The following is a 15,055-nucleotide window of genomic DNA, read 5'->3' as shown; positions in this document are numbered from 1 at the left end:
CAAGCGTCGCTGGCATGGCGTATCGATCCGGGAGTGATGGCGTGTCGCTATCTTAATTCACGGCCAACGCCGGAAACAGCGGCAACCTTGGGTCAAACGGTTGCCAATGGCCGGCATTTCTGGGAAAACGGCGGCCAGCGGAACAATAGAGCGAATGTTATGAATGATGAACTGCAGATAATCGATCTTCAGCCCGGTGACGGAAAAGCCGCCGTCAAAGGCGCGTTGATCACCACCCAATACACCGGTTGGCTGGAAGACGGCACCGAATTCGATTCGTCCTGGAGCCGGGGCAAGCCGTTTCAGTGCGTGATCGGCACGGGCCGGGTTATCAAGGGTTGGGATCAGGGGATCATGGGCATGCAGGTGGGCGGCAAGCGCAAGCTGCTGGTGCCGGCGCATCTGGGTTATGGCGAGCGGACAATGGGCAAGATTCCGCCGCATTCGAATCTGGTGTTCGAGATTGAGTTGCTGGAAGTGTTGACGCGGGAGGATTGATGACCGGAGGTCATCTTGTTCGAACGGCTCAAGGATCAGGTCGATGGATGTTGAACAGATCATTTACGAAACCGTTGCGTGGTTGACTATCGAACACCCGGGAAGACGGAGATCGATGTACAACATCGAGCTGGTAATCATGGCGGCCACGATGGTTTTTTTGTGGTTCGTCGGGAAGGATGTACTTGCACGGCGCAAAGCCTTTCTGGCCAGCAAGGCTCAGGCCCTGGTGTCAAAGCCACTGTCCGCAATTTCCTTCGCCGAGGAAGACGGGCAGAAGGTCAGGTTCACCGGCGTTTTGCTGGAGAAGGAGGGCGCTTACACCGTGACAGTGACCCGCGACGATGACAAAGAAGCCACTGTTTCGTCCCGTGACGGGTTGCTTTCGCTGGAAGAGGTCGAGACTTACTTGAGGGGGTATACGCCTTTCATTCTGTCTGACTTTCGGCGGTGATCGCGTTTGCACATAAAGCCCGTTGTGATGAGGTGAAACCCTGATCACAACGTTCTGCAAGGGCTTTAAATCAGGTAAATGCCTCAATATCGTCAAGCGTGTCTGAAATCACGCCTTCTAGCGAAGGGAATCTTGTCTTCACTTCATCCAGCGCTGCGAAGGCAATGTCTTTGTCCAGCTCGCCGTGCCTTCGAGCAATGTGGCCCAAAGCGGTAATGGCAGATGCGACAACCGACTCATTGCTGCTGGCGAAATACTTCAGGCAGGTTTGCTGAGCCCAGATTCTGTCTTCTTCATTGAGACCAATAGAAATCAAAGCTTGGATAACATCCTCGTCTGAGGGGCTTTGAAGAAACCTCACTGCCTCATTGTGGCTAATGGATGGGTCTTTATAGGTCAGGCTCACTTCTTGGCTCCCAAAATCTGACTCGCAAGAATGAACAGGAGGCCGTCGTTTCATCCAGTGAAGGACTGCATTCGCTGGAAGAGGTCGACCGTTACTTGAGAGTCATACACCGTTTATCCTGTCTGACTTTCGGCGCTGATCGCATCTGCAAACAAAACCCGCTGTCTCCCTTCACGGAGGCAGCGGGTTTTTTCTTGCCTTGTGCCCTAGGTGTTACGCAGCCATCGCCATCTCATCCAGCGTCGCGGCAACCGTGCCGGTCAGGCTTGGAAATCGCCGTTTTACGCTGGTGAGTGCCGGCAGCAGGCGGTTGCGATCCAGTTCGCCATGGTCACGGGCGAGTTGGGTGAGGGCGGTGAGTGCGGCGCTGACGATGGATTTTCGTTCGCTCTCGAGCAGTAGCAGACAGGCCTTTTGGGCCCATTGGCTGTCTTTCTCGTTGAGGCCGATGGAGATCAGGGCGGCGACGATGTGTGCATCGGATTTGCTTTCCATGGGTGTTCCTCAGGTCGTGGCATCGAGAGTGTCCAGCGCCCGGTTCACCGCGAGTTCGCCACACATCACCACTTGGGCGATGCCCAGCACGGTGCTGCGGTAGGGCGGGTCCAGCAGCGCGGCGAAGTCGCTGAGCATCACGCTGGCCGAAGTCATCGATTCGCAGGCGTGGGCCAGCAGGGCATGTTGATCCAGGTCGGGGGCGACGAGGAACATGCGGCCGGGGCAGTGTTGTTTCGGGGCGGTGGGTTTCAGGTAATGGTCGAGGGCGCGCTCGGCGGCTTCGTGGAGTTTTTTTGAGTCGGTGGAGGCGTAGGGCGAAGTTGGGTCTGAATCAGTTTCGACATCTGTTTCGGGAGGATTCGGTGTGATTTTGAACATTTCGAAGGTTTCCAAAGTGATGCCGACACCACCTCGCGACTAAACGAAAAAGGTGGCAGCTATACGCAGGTTAGTCGACCGGCAACCTTCCAAACCGGTGCACCCGAAGGTGCCCTGCGCACAGCTACCATTAAGCGCAGGTATTGAAAACCTGTCTGTCTGGAGCGTTATGCAGTTTGAAGGTAATACCGAGCGACTAAACCCGATCACTGACCATTCAGTGACGCGAACCAAGTTACCGACGCCCTCAAAACCGCACAAGCCGGCGGATTCTGGCGTAGTTGTAGGCAAAGGCGCAAGGCAATGTAGCCTCCCGGATGCGGGCAAAATGATGCTTCATTTGTCAGGCTTTATGGCTCACATAAGAGGTCGCCGCCGGCCTGTGAAGCGTGCTTGCTTGTAAACATCCTCTTTGTGATACCGAATATTTAATAAGCCACTTCGAGCTTGATTTATATCGGTTTCGATATAGCCTGCGTGGCACGTTCAAATGCCAGGAACAGGTGAAACCATGAAGGATCATCAAAACCCACCCCAGCGTTTCTCAAGCATCTGGGATGCACTGGAAGACACGCCGCAGGAAGCGGCCAACATGCGTCTGCGGGCCAAGCTGATGCGCACGCTTTGCGAGACGATTCGTGCGTGGGAGCTTCCGCAGAAAGAGGCGGCCAAGCGTCTCGGCATCACTCAGCCGCGTCTCAACGACGTACTCAACGGCAAAATCGACAAGTTCTCGCTGGATGCGCTGGTCAACCTGTCGGCCGCCGCAAAACTGGAAGTAGACCTCTGTTTCCAGTTGCCTGCATCCCTGGAATGGGCCACCTGATCCTTGATTGCCGCGGTGCTCAAATCTGCACCTCGCTGAACATCGGAATTCGTCCATTCAGCGAAGGCCGGTAGTGCCACGTGAATCTTCCCGGATCAATGTCGCGGGCGAGGATTTCGGTGAGCGTGGCGCTGGCGATCGTCATTGCCAGCATCTGTCCGGGACATTGATGCCGACCGCTGCCGAACGTGAAGCTGCGGCGGTTCGAGCGATCCGGCATAAAGCGATCCGGGTTTTCATTCAGTGCCGGGTCGCGATTGGCCGAGGCCAGCAACACCAGAATCACGTCGCCCGATTCCAGCCGAACGCCGTCGATTTCGCAGCTGTTTGCCACAAATCGGCGGGTGTTCTGTACCGACGGGTCGAAGCGCTGGACTTCAGCCAGCAACGAATCCACTGACGCCGCGCGTAACTCAGGCTGACGCTGCAAAGCCACCAACGCATTACCAATAAGCCCGGCGGTAGCCTCGAACGTCTGCGAACAGAGGCCGATCAGGTTGGCGAGCAGCACGTCCTCATCGCCGACAAAACGCTGGCGAATGTCGGCGAGAAACGGGTTCGGATCCGCCAGCAACTCAATGAAGTATCCGCGTAATTGCTCCGCCGCCCGATGGGCCGCCGTCAGTTGCAGGTCATTGCTCAGCGGCGACAGGCACGCCGCGAAATCCGCCGTCAGTTCACTGATGACCCGCGCCTGCGCCGGGGTGAATCCGAGCAGCGCCGCGACCACGCAAACCGGGCCGCGAAACATGGCTTTATAGAGGCCGTCGGCATCGTCCGTGATCAACCGCGCGGACACCAGAGCGCTGACTTCTTCCCGATCAAACAACCCCAACGGCGGCTCGATGGCCGAACGTGGGCAACGCTGAGCTTCGCCGTCATTCATACGCATCAACTGGCCGAACACCTTGCCCGCCATGCCATCGGCGATGGCTTTGGGCACCGGTTCCTGCACCGGACGCACCCGGCAATCCGGATGCGCCAACACCGCGCAGACCGCGCGGGCGCTACTGGCAACCCACAGTTTCAGTCCGTGATGAAAGCTCAGCCCGCCCGCCGCGCGCAGTTCGGCGTAGTAGGGATAGGGATCGGCGTGAGTCGCAGCGATGATCGGGTCCATGGATCGCAACCTTGTCGATGGGGAAAGTGTTGCTACTATCTCCAGTCCTTGAGGGCGATGATTCGTCCGGGAGCGAAATATGCACGCAGAACATCAAGACATCGGCGTCTCGCAAGTGGCCGCCGCCATCGCGGAACCGGCGCGGACCAAAATGCTGTGCTCGCTGATGGACGGCCACGCCCGTACCGCCACGGAGCTGGCGACCCTCGCCGACGTCAGCGCCTCGACCGCCAGCGCGCACCTGGCCAAGCTCAAGGATCTGGCGCTGGTGCGCCTGCACGTGCAGGGCCGCCATCGTTATTACAGCCTCGCTGACAAACGCGTGGCCCAGGCGCTGGAAGCGCTGATGGTGATCGGCCAGAACCCCGCGCCGACCTTCAAGCCGCACACGCCGGATCGCCTGCAATTCGCTCGCACTTGCTACGACCATATGGCCGGAACGCTGGCGGTGTTGTTGCATGACCGGTTGCTGGAGGGCGGTTGGCTGGTGGAAACCGATGAGCAGGTTTATCGCCTCAGTGAAAGTGGCGAGGCGTTTTTTGAAGGGCTGGGCATTGAGGTCAAGGATCTGTCGACGATGCGCCGCCGCTTTGCCTGCCCGTGCCTGGACTGGAGCATGCGCCGGCCGCATCTGGGCGGTTCGCTCGGGGCGGCGTTATTGCAGGCGGCGTTGAAGCGCAAATGGGTGACGCAGGATCTGGACAGTCGGGCGCTGACGTTGACGATGTTGGGGCGCAAGGAAATGGCGGCGCGATTCGGGGTGACGTGGCCCGAGTCGACTCAACCTGTCCCAGTGCGTAAATCCTCGACCGTGGCGGCTGGCAGCCGAGCGCAACGAGCCTGACTGACGAAGGGTCGTTTTACGGCTTGTGGCCTGTGGGCTGACTCTATACTGTATATGCGAACAGTATCGAGTCCCTGCCATGCAAATCATCGACAAGCTCAGCATTCTCGCCGACGCCGCCAAGTACGACGCCTCCTGCGCCAGCAGTGGCGCGCCCAAGCGCAGCTCCGAGGGCAAGAGCGGGCTGGGTTCGACCGATGGAATGGGCATCTGTCACAGCTACACGCCGGACGGGCGTTGCGTGTCGTTGCTCAAGGTTCTGCTGACCAATTTCTGTCTTTACGACTGCCAGTACTGCGTCAACCGCCGCTCCAGCGATGTGCCGCGTGCGCGTTTCACGCCAGAGGAAGTGGTGACGCTGACCCTGGATTTCTACCGGCGCAACTGCGTCAGCGGGTTGTTCCTCAGTTCGGGGATCATCCGCTCGGCGGACTACACCATGGAGCAACTGGTGCGCGTCGCGAAGCTGTTGCGCGAAGAGCATGAGTTCCGTGGCTACATTCATCTCAAGACCATCCCGGATGCGGACCCTGCTCTGATCGAAGAGGCCGGGCGTTACGCCGACCGATTGAGCGTCAACATCGAATTACCCACCGATGCCAGCCTGCAAACCCTGGCGCCGGAGAAACACATCGGCTCGATCAAGCAGGCGATGAACACCATCTATACCGGCGTGCAGACGGTGCTCAACGAACCCCGCGCACCGAAATTCGCCCCGGCCGGACAGAGCACGCAGATGATCGTCGGTGCCGATGACACCGACGACAGCACGATCCTGCACAGCGCGCAGGCGCTCTATGGCAACTTCCGTCTGCGCCGGGTCTATTACTCGGCGTTCAGCCCGATTCCCGACAGCCCTAAAAGCGTGCCACTGGCTGCGCCGCCATTGATGCGCGAGCACCGCTTGTATCAGGCTGATTTTCTGTTGCGTGGTTATGGCTATACCGCCGGTGAGTTGTTGCAGGGGCCGGGCAATCTGGCGCTGGACATCGACCCGAAACTGGCCTGGGCCCTGCAGAATCGCGAGGTGTTTCCGCTGGACCTCAATCGCGCTGAACCGGCGTTGATCTCACGCATTCCCGGCATTGGTCTGCGTACCACCGAGCGATTGGTGGAGCTGCGTCGACAGCGGCGCATTCGCTACGAAGACGTGGCGCGCATGCGTTGTGTGCTGGCCAAGGCCAAACCGTTCATCATCACCAGCGATTACCACCCGCAACAGGCGGAAGTCACCAGCCAGATGCTTTATCAGCAATTGCGCGACCGGCCGATGCCGCAGCAGATGGGGCTGTGGGGATGATCAACCTCGATTGCGATGACCTGTTCGACACCTGGCGTCAGCAGGCCCGCTGGCTGCTCAGCCATGAAATCGATCCGAGTCTGGTGAGCTGGGCGTCGGAAGGGGTGAGTGATCTGTTTGCCAGTGACGTGGCAGTACCCGAAGGCCAGGGGCCGTTTCAGGCGCGGATTCCGCGGGTGTTGCTCGACACCCTGGAACAAGCGTCACGCTACCGGGGCGATCAGCGCTGGAGCCTGCTGTATGAAGTGCTGTGGCGGGTCAGCCACGGCGACCGCACGGCAATGATGGCCGGCGACAAGCTGGGCAGCGAGTTGCAGCGGCGGATCAAGCAGGTGCAGCGCGAAGCCCATCATCTGCATGCGTTCGTGCGTTTCATCGAGCGTCCGCCAGAACTGCCGGGGCCGCAATACGTCGCGTGGCACGAACCGGCCCACGACATCCTGCACAGCGCCAGCGAACACTTCATCGGGCGCATGGGACGGCATCGTTGGCTGATCGCCACGCCTCGCGACGGGGTCTATTACGATGGCGAACAACTGATTCATCAACGTCAGTGCCCGGTGGAGTGGCAGCAACTGGCGCAGAACGTCGACGATCCCCACGGTGATTTATGGCTGACGTATTACAGCCACATCTTCAACCCGGCACGGTTGAACGAAAAGGTCATGCAGGGGCATTTGCCGACGCGGTTCTGGAAGAACCTGCCGGAGGGGGAGTTGATTCCCGGATTGATTACCCAGGCGCGAATGGGCAAGCAGCGGAACGGACAGGCGAGCGGGATTGCCGGGCGCGCGGGCAAGCGGATTGCCATGAAGGCCGGCGAGCGAAGCGAATGAAAAAGCCCCCATCGATCACTCGATGGGGGCTTTTGTGCTTCTGGCCGTCAGGTCAAACCTTGACGATCCAGCCGGCTGGCGCTTCGACGTCGCCGGTCTGTACGCCGGTCAGCTCTTTGTAGAGCTTCTGGGTGACAGGGCCGACTTCGGTTTCGCTGTGGAACACGTGCAGGTGGTCGTTGTAGCTGATGCCGCCGATCGGAGTGATCACCGCAGCGGTACCGCAAGCACCGGCTTCCTTGAAGTCCGAAAGCTTGTCGATGAGCACGTCGCCTTCGATCACTTCCAGGCCCAGACGGGACTTGGCCAGTTCGATCAGCGACAGACGGGTGATGCCCGGCAGTACCGATGGCGAGTTCGGGGTCACGAATTTGTTGTCGTGGGTGATCCCGAAGAAGTTGGCCGAACCGACTTCCTCGATCTTCTTGTGGGTCAGCGGATCCAGGTAGATGGCGTCAGCGAAGTGCGCTTTCTTGGCCTGGGAGCCCGGCATCAGGCTGGCGGCGTAGTTGCCACCGACCTTGGCGGCACCGGTGCCTTGTGGCGCGGCGCGGTCGAAGGTGGAGATCTGGAAGTTGTGCGGGGTCAGGCCGCCCTTGAAGTAGGCGCCGACCGGGATCGCGAACACCGAGAAAATGAACTCAGGTGCGGTACGCACGCCGATGTTGTCACCCACGCCGATCACGAACGGGCGCAGGTACAGCGCGCCGCCGGTGCCGTAAGGCGGGATGAAGCGCTCGTTGGCGCGAACCACTTCCTTGCACGCTTCGATGAACTGCTCGGTGGACACATGCGGCATCAGCAGGCGGGCGCAGCTACGTTGCATGCGCGCGGCGTTCTGGTCCGGACGGAACAGGTTGATCGAGCCGTCCTTGCAACGATAGGCCTTCAGGCCTTCGAAGCATTGCTGGCCATAGTGAAGGGCAGTGGAGCCTTCACTGATGTGCAGCACGTTGTCTTCGGTCAGGGTGCCTTTGTCCCACTCGCCGTTGCGAAAGTACGACAGATAGCGTTTGTCGGTCTTGATGTAGTCAAAACCCAGCTTGTCCCAGTTGATGCTTTCGTTACCCATGACACCCTCTATCACTGAACAACCGCCGAAGCGGTTCAAGGCTTCTGACGTTTTTTTGGATGGGCACAACAATACTTCATTCTTGAGCGGTTTCGCAGCCCGGACTATCGGATGACAGACAGATAGTTCGTGCTTGATCGTTCCCACGCTCTGCGTGGGAATGCCTCATCGGACGCTCCGCGTTCGGCCTTTTGGGACGCAGAGCGTCCCGGGCTGCGTTCCCACGCAGAGCATGGGAACGATCAAATCATAGGTGCAACGCATGCCCGAGGGCGCGCAATGCCGCTTCCTGTACCGCTTCACCCAGGGTCGGGTGCGCGTGGATGGTGCCGCCGATGTCTTCCAGTCGCGCACCCATTTCCAGGCTTTGCGCAAATGCGGTCGACAGTTCCGATACGCCAACACCGACCGCCTGCCAGCCGACAATCACATGATTGTCCCGACGAGCGACCACCCGCACGAAACCGGTTTTCGATTCCAGGGTCATTGCCCGACCATTGGCCGCAAACGGGAAGCTCGACACGATGCAGTCAAGTCCCGCAGCCTTGGCCTCGTCCGGCGTCTTGCCGACCACCACCAGTTCCGGATCGGTGAAGCACACCGCGGCAATGGCGGTCGGGCTGAATTCGCGGGTCTTGCCGCTGATCAGCTCGGCGACCATCTCGCCCTGAGCCATGGCGCGGTGGGCGAGCATCGGCTCGCCGCTCAGGTCGCCGATGGCGTAGACATTGCGCATGCTGGTCTGGCAACGGCCGTCGATCTTGATCGCCGAGCCGTTCATGTCCAGATTCAGCGTTTCGAGGTTCCAGCCCTGGGTATTGGGTTTGCGACCCACAGCCACCAGCACCTGATCGGTTTCCAGGTTGAGGGTATCGCCATTCGGATCGCGCACCTGCAACGTACCGTCGAAGCCCAGCACGCTGTGCTTCAGGTACAGCTTCACGCCCAGTTGCTTCAGCGCGTCGTGTACCGGTTGGGTCAGTTCGGCGTCGTAGGCCGGCAGAATCCGATCCTGCGCCTCGACCACGCTGACCTCGGCACCGAGCTTGCGATAGGCAATGCCCAGCTCCAGACCGATGTAACCACCACCGACCACGATCAGACGTTTCGGAATCGACTTCGGCGCCAGCGCTTCGGTGGACGAAATGATCGGCCCGCCAATCGGCAGGATCGGCAGATTGACGCTTTTCGAACCGGTGGCCAGCACCAGATGTTCGCACTGGATGCGGGTGTCACCGACTTCCACGGTCTTGCCGTCGATGACCTTGGCCCAGCCGTTGATGACCTGAACCTTGTGCTTCTTCAGCAGCGCGGCGACGCCGGTGGTCAGGCGATCGACAATGCCGTCCTTCCACTCGACGCTTTTGGTGATGTCGAGGGTCGGCGCCGAAACGCTGATGCCCAGTGCCGAATGCTGGTTGTGGTGTTGAGTCTGGTGAAACTGTTCGGCCACATGGATGAGCGCTTTCGACGGAATGCAGCCGATGTTCAGGCAGGTGCCGCCCAGCGATTCGCCCTCGACCAGAATGGTCGAAATGCCCAGTTGCCCGGCACGAATGGCCGTCACGTAACCGCCGGGGCCGCCGCCGATGATCAACAGCGTGGTGTTCAGAGATTGCATGCCATCACTCCAGAAACAGGGTCGCGGGTTGTTCGAGCAGGCCACGAATGGCCTGGATGAAGAGCGCCGCGTCCATGCCGTCGACCACGCGGTGATCGAAGGAGCTGGAGAGGTTCATCATCTTGCGGATCACCACCTGGCCTTTGACGACCATCGGGCGTTCGACGATTTTGTTGACGCCGACGATGGCCACTTCCGGCAGGTTCAGCACCGGGGTGCTGACGATGCCGCCAAGGGCGCCGAGGCTGGTCAGGGTGATGGTCGAGCCGGACAGTTCATCGCGGCTCGCCTTGCCGTTGCGTGCAGCGGTGGCCAGGCGGGAGATTTCCGCCGCGCTGTCCCACAGGCTGCGCGCCTCGGCATGACGCACGACCGGCACCATCAGGCCGACATCGCTTTGGGTGGCGACGCCGACATGCACCGCGCCGAGGCGGGTGATGACCTGGGCTTCGTCGTCGTAGCGGGCGTTCATCTGCGGGAAGTCGCGCAGCGCGACGACCAAGGCGCGCACCAGGAATGGCAGCAAGGTCAGCTTGCCACGGCTGGCACCGTGTTTTTCGTTCAGATGGGCACGCAGCTCTTCAATCGCGGTGACGTCGATTTCTTCTACATAGCTGAAATGCGCAGCACGCTGAGTGGCGTCCTGCATGCGCTGGGCGATCTTGCGGCGCATGCCGATCACTTGAATCTGTTCTTCATCGTTACGCTGGGCGTAAGCGGCGGCGACCGGCGCCGAAACGTTCGATTGACCCTCAGCCAGATAGGCCTCAAGGTCTTCGTGCAACACGCGACCGGCCGGGCCGGAACCACGCACCAGACGCAATTGAATGCCCAGGTCCAGCGCATGCTTGCGCACGGCTGGCGAGGCGAGCGGACGCTCATCGGCTTCGCGGGCGACCATCGGACCCTGACAAACGGCAGCCGCCGGACGCGGTGCGGCGGCAGGTTTGCTTTCAATGACAGCTTCAACTTTGGGTGCGACAGGTGTTTCTTTCGCCGCCACAGGCGCCGGTTTGTCGGACTCCTTCAGATTGCCAGCACCTTCAACCTCGATGCTGATCAGGATACTGCCGACCGCCATCACTTCGCCCGGCTGACCGCCCAGCGCAATCACCTTGCCGTGTACTGGTGAGGGAATATCGACCATCGCCTTGTCGGTCATCACATCCGCCAGCACCTGATCTTCAACGACCAGATCGCCAACCTTGACGTGCCACTGCGACAGTTCTACTTCTGCGATGCCTTCGCCGATGTCCGGCATCTTGATAACGTGCGTGCCCATTCAGACCTCCATGACCCGTTTCAGCGCCGCGCCCACTCGGGACGGCCCAGGGAAATACGCCCACTCCTGCGCGTGCGGGTAGGGGGTGTCCCAACCGGTGACGCGTTCGATCGGCGCTTCCAGGTGATGGAAGCAGTGCTCTTGCACCAGCGACACCAGTTCGGCGCCGAAACCGCAGGTGCGGGTGGCTTCGTGAACCACGACGCAACGGCCGGTTTTCTTCACGGATTTGACGATGGTTTCCAGGTCCAGCGGCCACAGGCTGCGCAGGTCGATGACTTCAGCGTCAACGCCGCTTTCTTCAGCAGCGACTTGCGACACATACACGGTGGTGCCGTAAGTCAGCACGGTCACGTCCTTGCCCGGACGGGTGATCGCGGCAACGTCCAGCGGCACGGTGTAGTAGCCGTCCGGCACTTGTGCAGCCGGGTGCTTCGACCACGGGGTTACCGGGCGGTCGTGGTGGCCGTCGAACGGGCCGTTGTACAGGCGTTTCGGCTCGAGGAAGATCACCGGGTCATCGTTTTCGATGGAGGCGATCAGCAGGCCCTTGGCGTCGTACGGGTTGGAAGGCATGACGGTGCGCAGGCCGCAGACCTGAGTGAACATCGCCTCGATGCTCTGGCTGTGGGTCTGGCCGCCGTAGATGCCGCCGCCGCAAGGCATGCGCAGGGTCATCGGGGCGGTGAACTCGCCGGCCGAGCGATAACGCAGACGGGCGGCTTCGGAAATGATCTGGTCGGACGCCGGATATACGTAGTCGGCGAACTGGATCTCGGCGACCGGACGCAAGCCATAAGCGCCCATGCCCACGGCGACACCGACGATGCCGCTCTCGGAGATCGGAGCGTCGAACACCCGCGAGGTGCCGTACTTGGTCTGCAGGCCTTCGGTGCAACGGAACACGCCGCCAAAGTAGCCGACGTCCTGGCCGAACACCACCACGTTGTCGTCACGCTCAAGCATCACATCCATGGCCGAGCGCAGGGCCTGGATCATGGTCATGGTGGTCGTGGTCATGGCGGTTTCCAACTGAATATTGTTGTTGTGATCGTTCATGTCAGATCCCCAACTGCTGACGCTGGCGCTTCAAGTGCTCCGGCATCTCTTTGTAGACGTCTTCGAACATGGTCGCGGCGCTTGGAATCTGGCCGCCGGCGAGGGTGCCGTACTGTTCGGCCTGTTTCTGTGCGGCGATCACTTCGGCTTCGAGCTCGGCGCTGACGGCGGCGTGCTCTTCTTCCGACCAGTGGCCGACCTTGATCAGGTGCTGTTTCAGGCGCGCAATCGGATCGCCCAGCGGGAAGTGGCTCCAGTCATCGGCAGGACGGTATTTGGACGGATCGTCGGAGGTCGAGTGCGGGCCCGCGCGGTAGGTAACCCATTCGATCATGGTCGGGCCGAGGTTGCGGCGGGCGCGTTCGGCAGCCCAGGCGGAGGCGGCGTAGACCGCGTAGAAATCGTTGCCATCAACCCGCAGCGAGGCGATGCCGCAACCGACGCCGCGTCCGGCGAACGTGGTGGCTTCACCACCGGCGATGGCCTGGAAGGTCGAGATCGCCCACTGGTTGTTGACCACGTTGAGGATCACCGGCGCACGGTAAACGTGAGCGAAGGTGAGGGCGGTGTGGAAGTCCGATTCGGCGGTGGCGCCGTCGCCGATCCAGGCCGAGGCGATTTTGGTGTCGCCCTTGATCGCCGAGGCCATGCCCCAGCCCACGCCCTGAATGAACTGGGTGGCGAGATTGCCGGAAATGGTGAAGAAACCGGCGTCCTTGACCGAATACATGATCGGCAACTGACGACCCTTGAGCGGATCGCGCTCGTTGGACAGCAACTGGCAGATCAGATCGACCAATGGCACGTCGCGGGCCATCAGAATGCTTTGCTGGCGGTAGGTCGGGAAGCACATGTCGTCATTGTTCAAGGCCAGGGCCTGGGCGCTGCCGATGGCTTCTTCGCCGAGGCTCTGCATGTAGAACGACATTTTTTTCTGACGCTGGGCGACCACCATGCGGTTGTCGTAGATCCGCGTCTTGAGCATGGCGCGCATGCCTTTGCGCAGGATCTCGACCGGCACGTTTTCAGCCCATGGGCCGAGGGCGTTGCCCTGGTCATCGAGCACGCGGATCAGACCACGGGCCAAGTCGGCGGTGTCGGCGGGTTCAACGTCGATGGAAGGTTTGCGCACCGTGCCGGCATCGGTCAGATGCAGGTAGGAAAAATCGGTTTTGCAGCCTGGGCGGCCCGAAGGTTCAGGGACGTGCAGACGCAGCGGTTCATACGCTTGGGTCATGGCTTCTACGCTCGATCTTGTGAATTTCTTGTAGTGAGCTGGCAGTCATTCTTCGATAAAAGAAATCTTGTCCTACAACAATCATAGGCCCGGGCAAGAAGAATATTTCTCTCTGTTTCGTTGCGCTGAAGATCATTTGCAGATAGAAATTCTGCATAAACATAAAAAACAGGTGGTTTTGTCTCATGCGCAAACTGGACCGTACCGATATCGGCATTCTCAACAGCCTTCAGGAGAACGCGCGCATCACCAACGCCGACTTGGCCCGTTCGGTAAACCTGTCGCCGACGCCGTGCTTCAACCGGGTCAAGGCGATGGAGGAACTGGGGCTGATCCGTGAGCAGGTAACGCTGCTGGATGCCGACCTGCTTGGGCTGCACGTCAACGTGTTCATCCACGTCAGTCTCGAGAAGCAGGTAGAGGAAGCGTTGCAGCATTTCGAAGAGGCGATTTCCGACCGGCCCGAAGTCATGGAGTGCTACCTGATGGCCGGCGACCCGGACTATCTGATCCGGGTGCTGGTGCCGACCATTCAGTCGCTTGAACGCTTCATGATGGACTTTCTGACCAAGGTGCCGGGCGTGGCCAACATTCGGTCAAGCTTTGCGCTCAAGCAGGTGCGCTATAAAACGGCGCTGCCGCTGCCGGCGAACGGTTTGACCCTGGGCAACTGAGCACGGGAGCCGTTCACAGGTATTCATACCGATAACCCAGTTCTTCGGTAAAAAGTGCCTGCTGAACGGTGAAGCTCTGGGACCAGGGCGCGCGTTCGTTTTCCGGGTGAAAGACCAGTGTCGAGGTGCTCAAGTCGTCCTGCGGGAAGGAGGGGACGTTCGGGTGCAGGTATTTCCAGCGCTCCCAAAGCAAATCCAGATAGCAATGATGCAGGAAGAATATCGGGTCGTTGGGGGAGGATGCCTCCATCATGTTGCCCCCGATCCAGGCATGTACGGGATTGTGCAGTTCGCGCTCGGAAACGTTTTCCCAGCCGCCTGGCTCCATCCAGTAGGGTGTTCTGTTCAGCGCCGAAATGACGGTTTCCGGTGACGGCAAGTTCCCCGCAGCCCCGAGATTGCGGCGCACGCCGGCGTCACCGAATCCCTCGTCCCAGACCGAGACAATGAATGGCGACTGTGTACTGGAAAAGGGTCCGGTGGTTACCAGCAGGTTCTGGGTATTGTCACCGTTGCCGCCCATGAAGTCCGAGGTGAAGGGGTTGTCGGCGCCACCGAGTTGCCAGTTCCAGTAGGGTAGCGTGATGCTCGGGTCGTCGACCGCAGCCTGCAGCGCCAGTTCGAACTGGCGGATCAGGATCCGGTGCCACGGATAGAACAGGGGACTGAGGTGCGGGTTGGGGGCAAGCGGATTGCCACGGCCCATCGAATTCTTGTGTATCTGTACAAAGTCGTCGTAACGGCTTTGTTGCCCGGGGCGCAGCACGCTGTTGACGTTGTTTTTCAGCCGCAGCACCGCTTCGATGAAAGCGGATTTCTGTTGCGGTGACATGTCCCGATGGTTACGGCGAATATCCATATTGCACAAACTCCATTGGTTGATTGCCCAATGGAGTTTGCCTGTTTGCTGGAGATACGCCAGTTCACCGGTATCGACGCGTTACGTGGGA

Annotated in this window: 17 protein-coding genes; 7 read left to right on the top strand and 10 right to left on the bottom strand. The window is 60.1% G+C overall.

Annotated elements, in window-relative coordinates:
- Positions 1–159 precede the first annotated feature (159 nt).
- Complete coding sequence (locus IHQ43_RS17865) at positions 160–498, top strand: FKBP-type peptidyl-prolyl cis-trans isomerase (protein ID WP_192561530.1); 339 nt, start codon at positions 160–162, stop codon at positions 496–498.
- A 43-nt stretch (positions 499–541) separates the two neighbouring features.
- Complete coding sequence (locus IHQ43_RS17860; protein ID WP_192561529.1) at positions 542–952, top strand: hypothetical protein; 411 nt, start codon at positions 542–544, stop codon at positions 950–952.
- Between the two features lie 70 nt (positions 953–1,022).
- Here IHQ43_RS17860 and IHQ43_RS17855 read toward each other — a convergent pair whose 3' ends face one another.
- From IHQ43_RS17855 to IHQ43_RS17845, 3 genes are all read right to left on the bottom strand, one after another.
- A complete protein-coding gene (locus IHQ43_RS17855; protein ID WP_192561528.1) occupies positions 1,023–1,358 on the bottom strand; it encodes a hypothetical protein in 336 nt (111 codons plus the stop codon).
- Positions 1,359–1,571: 213 nt separating this feature from the next.
- Complete coding sequence (locus tag IHQ43_RS17850) at positions 1,572–1,853, bottom strand: hypothetical protein (protein ID WP_007952929.1); 282 nt, start codon at positions 1,851–1,853, stop codon at positions 1,572–1,574.
- A 9-nt stretch (positions 1,854–1,862) separates the two neighbouring features.
- Positions 1,863–2,234, bottom strand: coding sequence for a DUF6124 family protein (locus IHQ43_RS17845; protein ID WP_192561527.1), 372 nt, complete (start codon positions 2,232–2,234; stop codon positions 1,863–1,865).
- Between the two features lie 511 nt (positions 2,235–2,745).
- Here IHQ43_RS17845 and IHQ43_RS17840 point away from each other — a divergent pair.
- The gene (locus IHQ43_RS17840) at positions 2,746–3,060 is read left to right on the top strand and encodes a helix-turn-helix domain-containing protein (RefSeq protein WP_192561526.1); all 315 of its coding nucleotides are present in this window, start codon (positions 2,746–2,748) and stop codon (positions 3,058–3,060) included.
- 19 nt (positions 3,061–3,079) lie between these two features.
- Here IHQ43_RS17840 and IHQ43_RS17835 read toward each other — a convergent pair whose 3' ends face one another.
- Positions 3,080–4,180, bottom strand: a complete 1,101-nt coding sequence (locus tag IHQ43_RS17835; protein ID WP_192561525.1) for a cytochrome P450 — start codon at positions 4,178–4,180, stop codon at positions 3,080–3,082.
- 79 nt (positions 4,181–4,259) lie between these two features.
- Between IHQ43_RS17835 and IHQ43_RS17830 the strand changes: the two genes are divergently transcribed.
- The 3 genes from IHQ43_RS17830 (at position 4,260) to IHQ43_RS17820 (ending at position 7,160) form a co-directional block, all read left to right on the top strand.
- The gene (locus IHQ43_RS17830; RefSeq protein ID WP_192561524.1) at positions 4,260–5,024 is read left to right on the top strand and encodes an ArsR/SmtB family transcription factor; all 765 of its coding nucleotides are present in this window, start codon (positions 4,260–4,262) and stop codon (positions 5,022–5,024) included.
- A gap of 79 nt (positions 5,025–5,103) precedes the next feature.
- On the top strand, positions 5,104–6,324 hold the full coding sequence (locus IHQ43_RS17825) for a putative DNA modification/repair radical SAM protein (protein ID WP_064597572.1): 1,221 nt from the start codon (positions 5,104–5,106) through the stop codon (positions 6,322–6,324).
- The gene (locus tag IHQ43_RS17820) at positions 6,321–7,160 is read left to right on the top strand and encodes a TIGR03915 family putative DNA repair protein (protein WP_192561523.1); all 840 of its coding nucleotides are present in this window, start codon (positions 6,321–6,323) and stop codon (positions 7,158–7,160) included. The genes IHQ43_RS17825 and IHQ43_RS17820 overlap by 4 nt, the downstream gene beginning before the upstream one ends.
- A gap of 52 nt (positions 7,161–7,212) precedes the next feature.
- Here IHQ43_RS17820 and IHQ43_RS17815 read toward each other — a convergent pair whose 3' ends face one another.
- From IHQ43_RS17815 to IHQ43_RS17795, 5 genes are all read right to left on the bottom strand, one after another.
- Positions 7,213–8,232: a branched-chain amino acid aminotransferase gene (locus IHQ43_RS17815; protein WP_192561522.1), complete on the bottom strand. Its 1,020-nt coding sequence runs from the start codon at positions 8,230–8,232 to the stop codon at positions 7,213–7,215.
- Positions 8,233–8,479: 247 nt separating this feature from the next.
- Positions 8,480–9,853, bottom strand: a complete 1,374-nt coding sequence (gene lpdA, locus IHQ43_RS17810) for a dihydrolipoyl dehydrogenase (protein WP_192561521.1) — start codon at positions 9,851–9,853, stop codon at positions 8,480–8,482.
- A 4-nt stretch (positions 9,854–9,857) separates the two neighbouring features.
- Entirely contained in the window at positions 9,858–11,135 is a 1,278-nt protein-coding gene (locus tag IHQ43_RS17805) for a dihydrolipoamide acetyltransferase family protein (protein ID WP_192561520.1), read from the bottom strand.
- Positions 11,136–12,194, bottom strand: coding sequence for an alpha-ketoacid dehydrogenase subunit beta (locus IHQ43_RS17800; protein WP_007952909.1), 1,059 nt, complete (start codon positions 12,192–12,194; stop codon positions 11,136–11,138).
- 1 nt (position 12,195) lies between these two features.
- The gene (locus IHQ43_RS17795) at positions 12,196–13,431 is read right to left on the bottom strand and encodes a 3-methyl-2-oxobutanoate dehydrogenase (2-methylpropanoyl-transferring) subunit alpha (RefSeq protein WP_192561519.1); all 1,236 of its coding nucleotides are present in this window, start codon (positions 13,429–13,431) and stop codon (positions 12,196–12,198) included.
- Between the two features lie 185 nt (positions 13,432–13,616).
- Here IHQ43_RS17795 and bkdR point away from each other — a divergent pair, with 185 nt between their 5' ends.
- Positions 13,617–14,105, top strand: a complete 489-nt coding sequence (bkdR, locus tag IHQ43_RS17790; protein ID WP_007915088.1) for a Bkd operon transcriptional regulator BkdR — start codon at positions 13,617–13,619, stop codon at positions 14,103–14,105.
- Positions 14,106–14,118: 13 nt separating this feature from the next.
- On the opposite strand, the gene IHQ43_RS17785 is transcribed toward bkdR, so the two are convergent.
- Positions 14,119–14,964 (bottom strand): tyrosinase family protein, encoded by an 846-nt coding sequence (locus IHQ43_RS17785; protein ID WP_192561518.1) that lies wholly within the window; start codon positions 14,962–14,964, stop codon positions 14,119–14,121.
- Between the last annotated feature and the right edge of the window lie 91 nt (positions 14,965–15,055).

Source organism: Pseudomonas gozinkensis (assembly GCF_014863585.1).
Lineage (GTDB): Bacteria > Pseudomonadota > Gammaproteobacteria > Pseudomonadales > Pseudomonadaceae > Aquipseudomonas > Aquipseudomonas gozinkensis.
The sequence above is the reverse complement of the archived record's forward strand: the minus strand, read 5'-3'. Positions and strand labels throughout refer to the sequence as shown.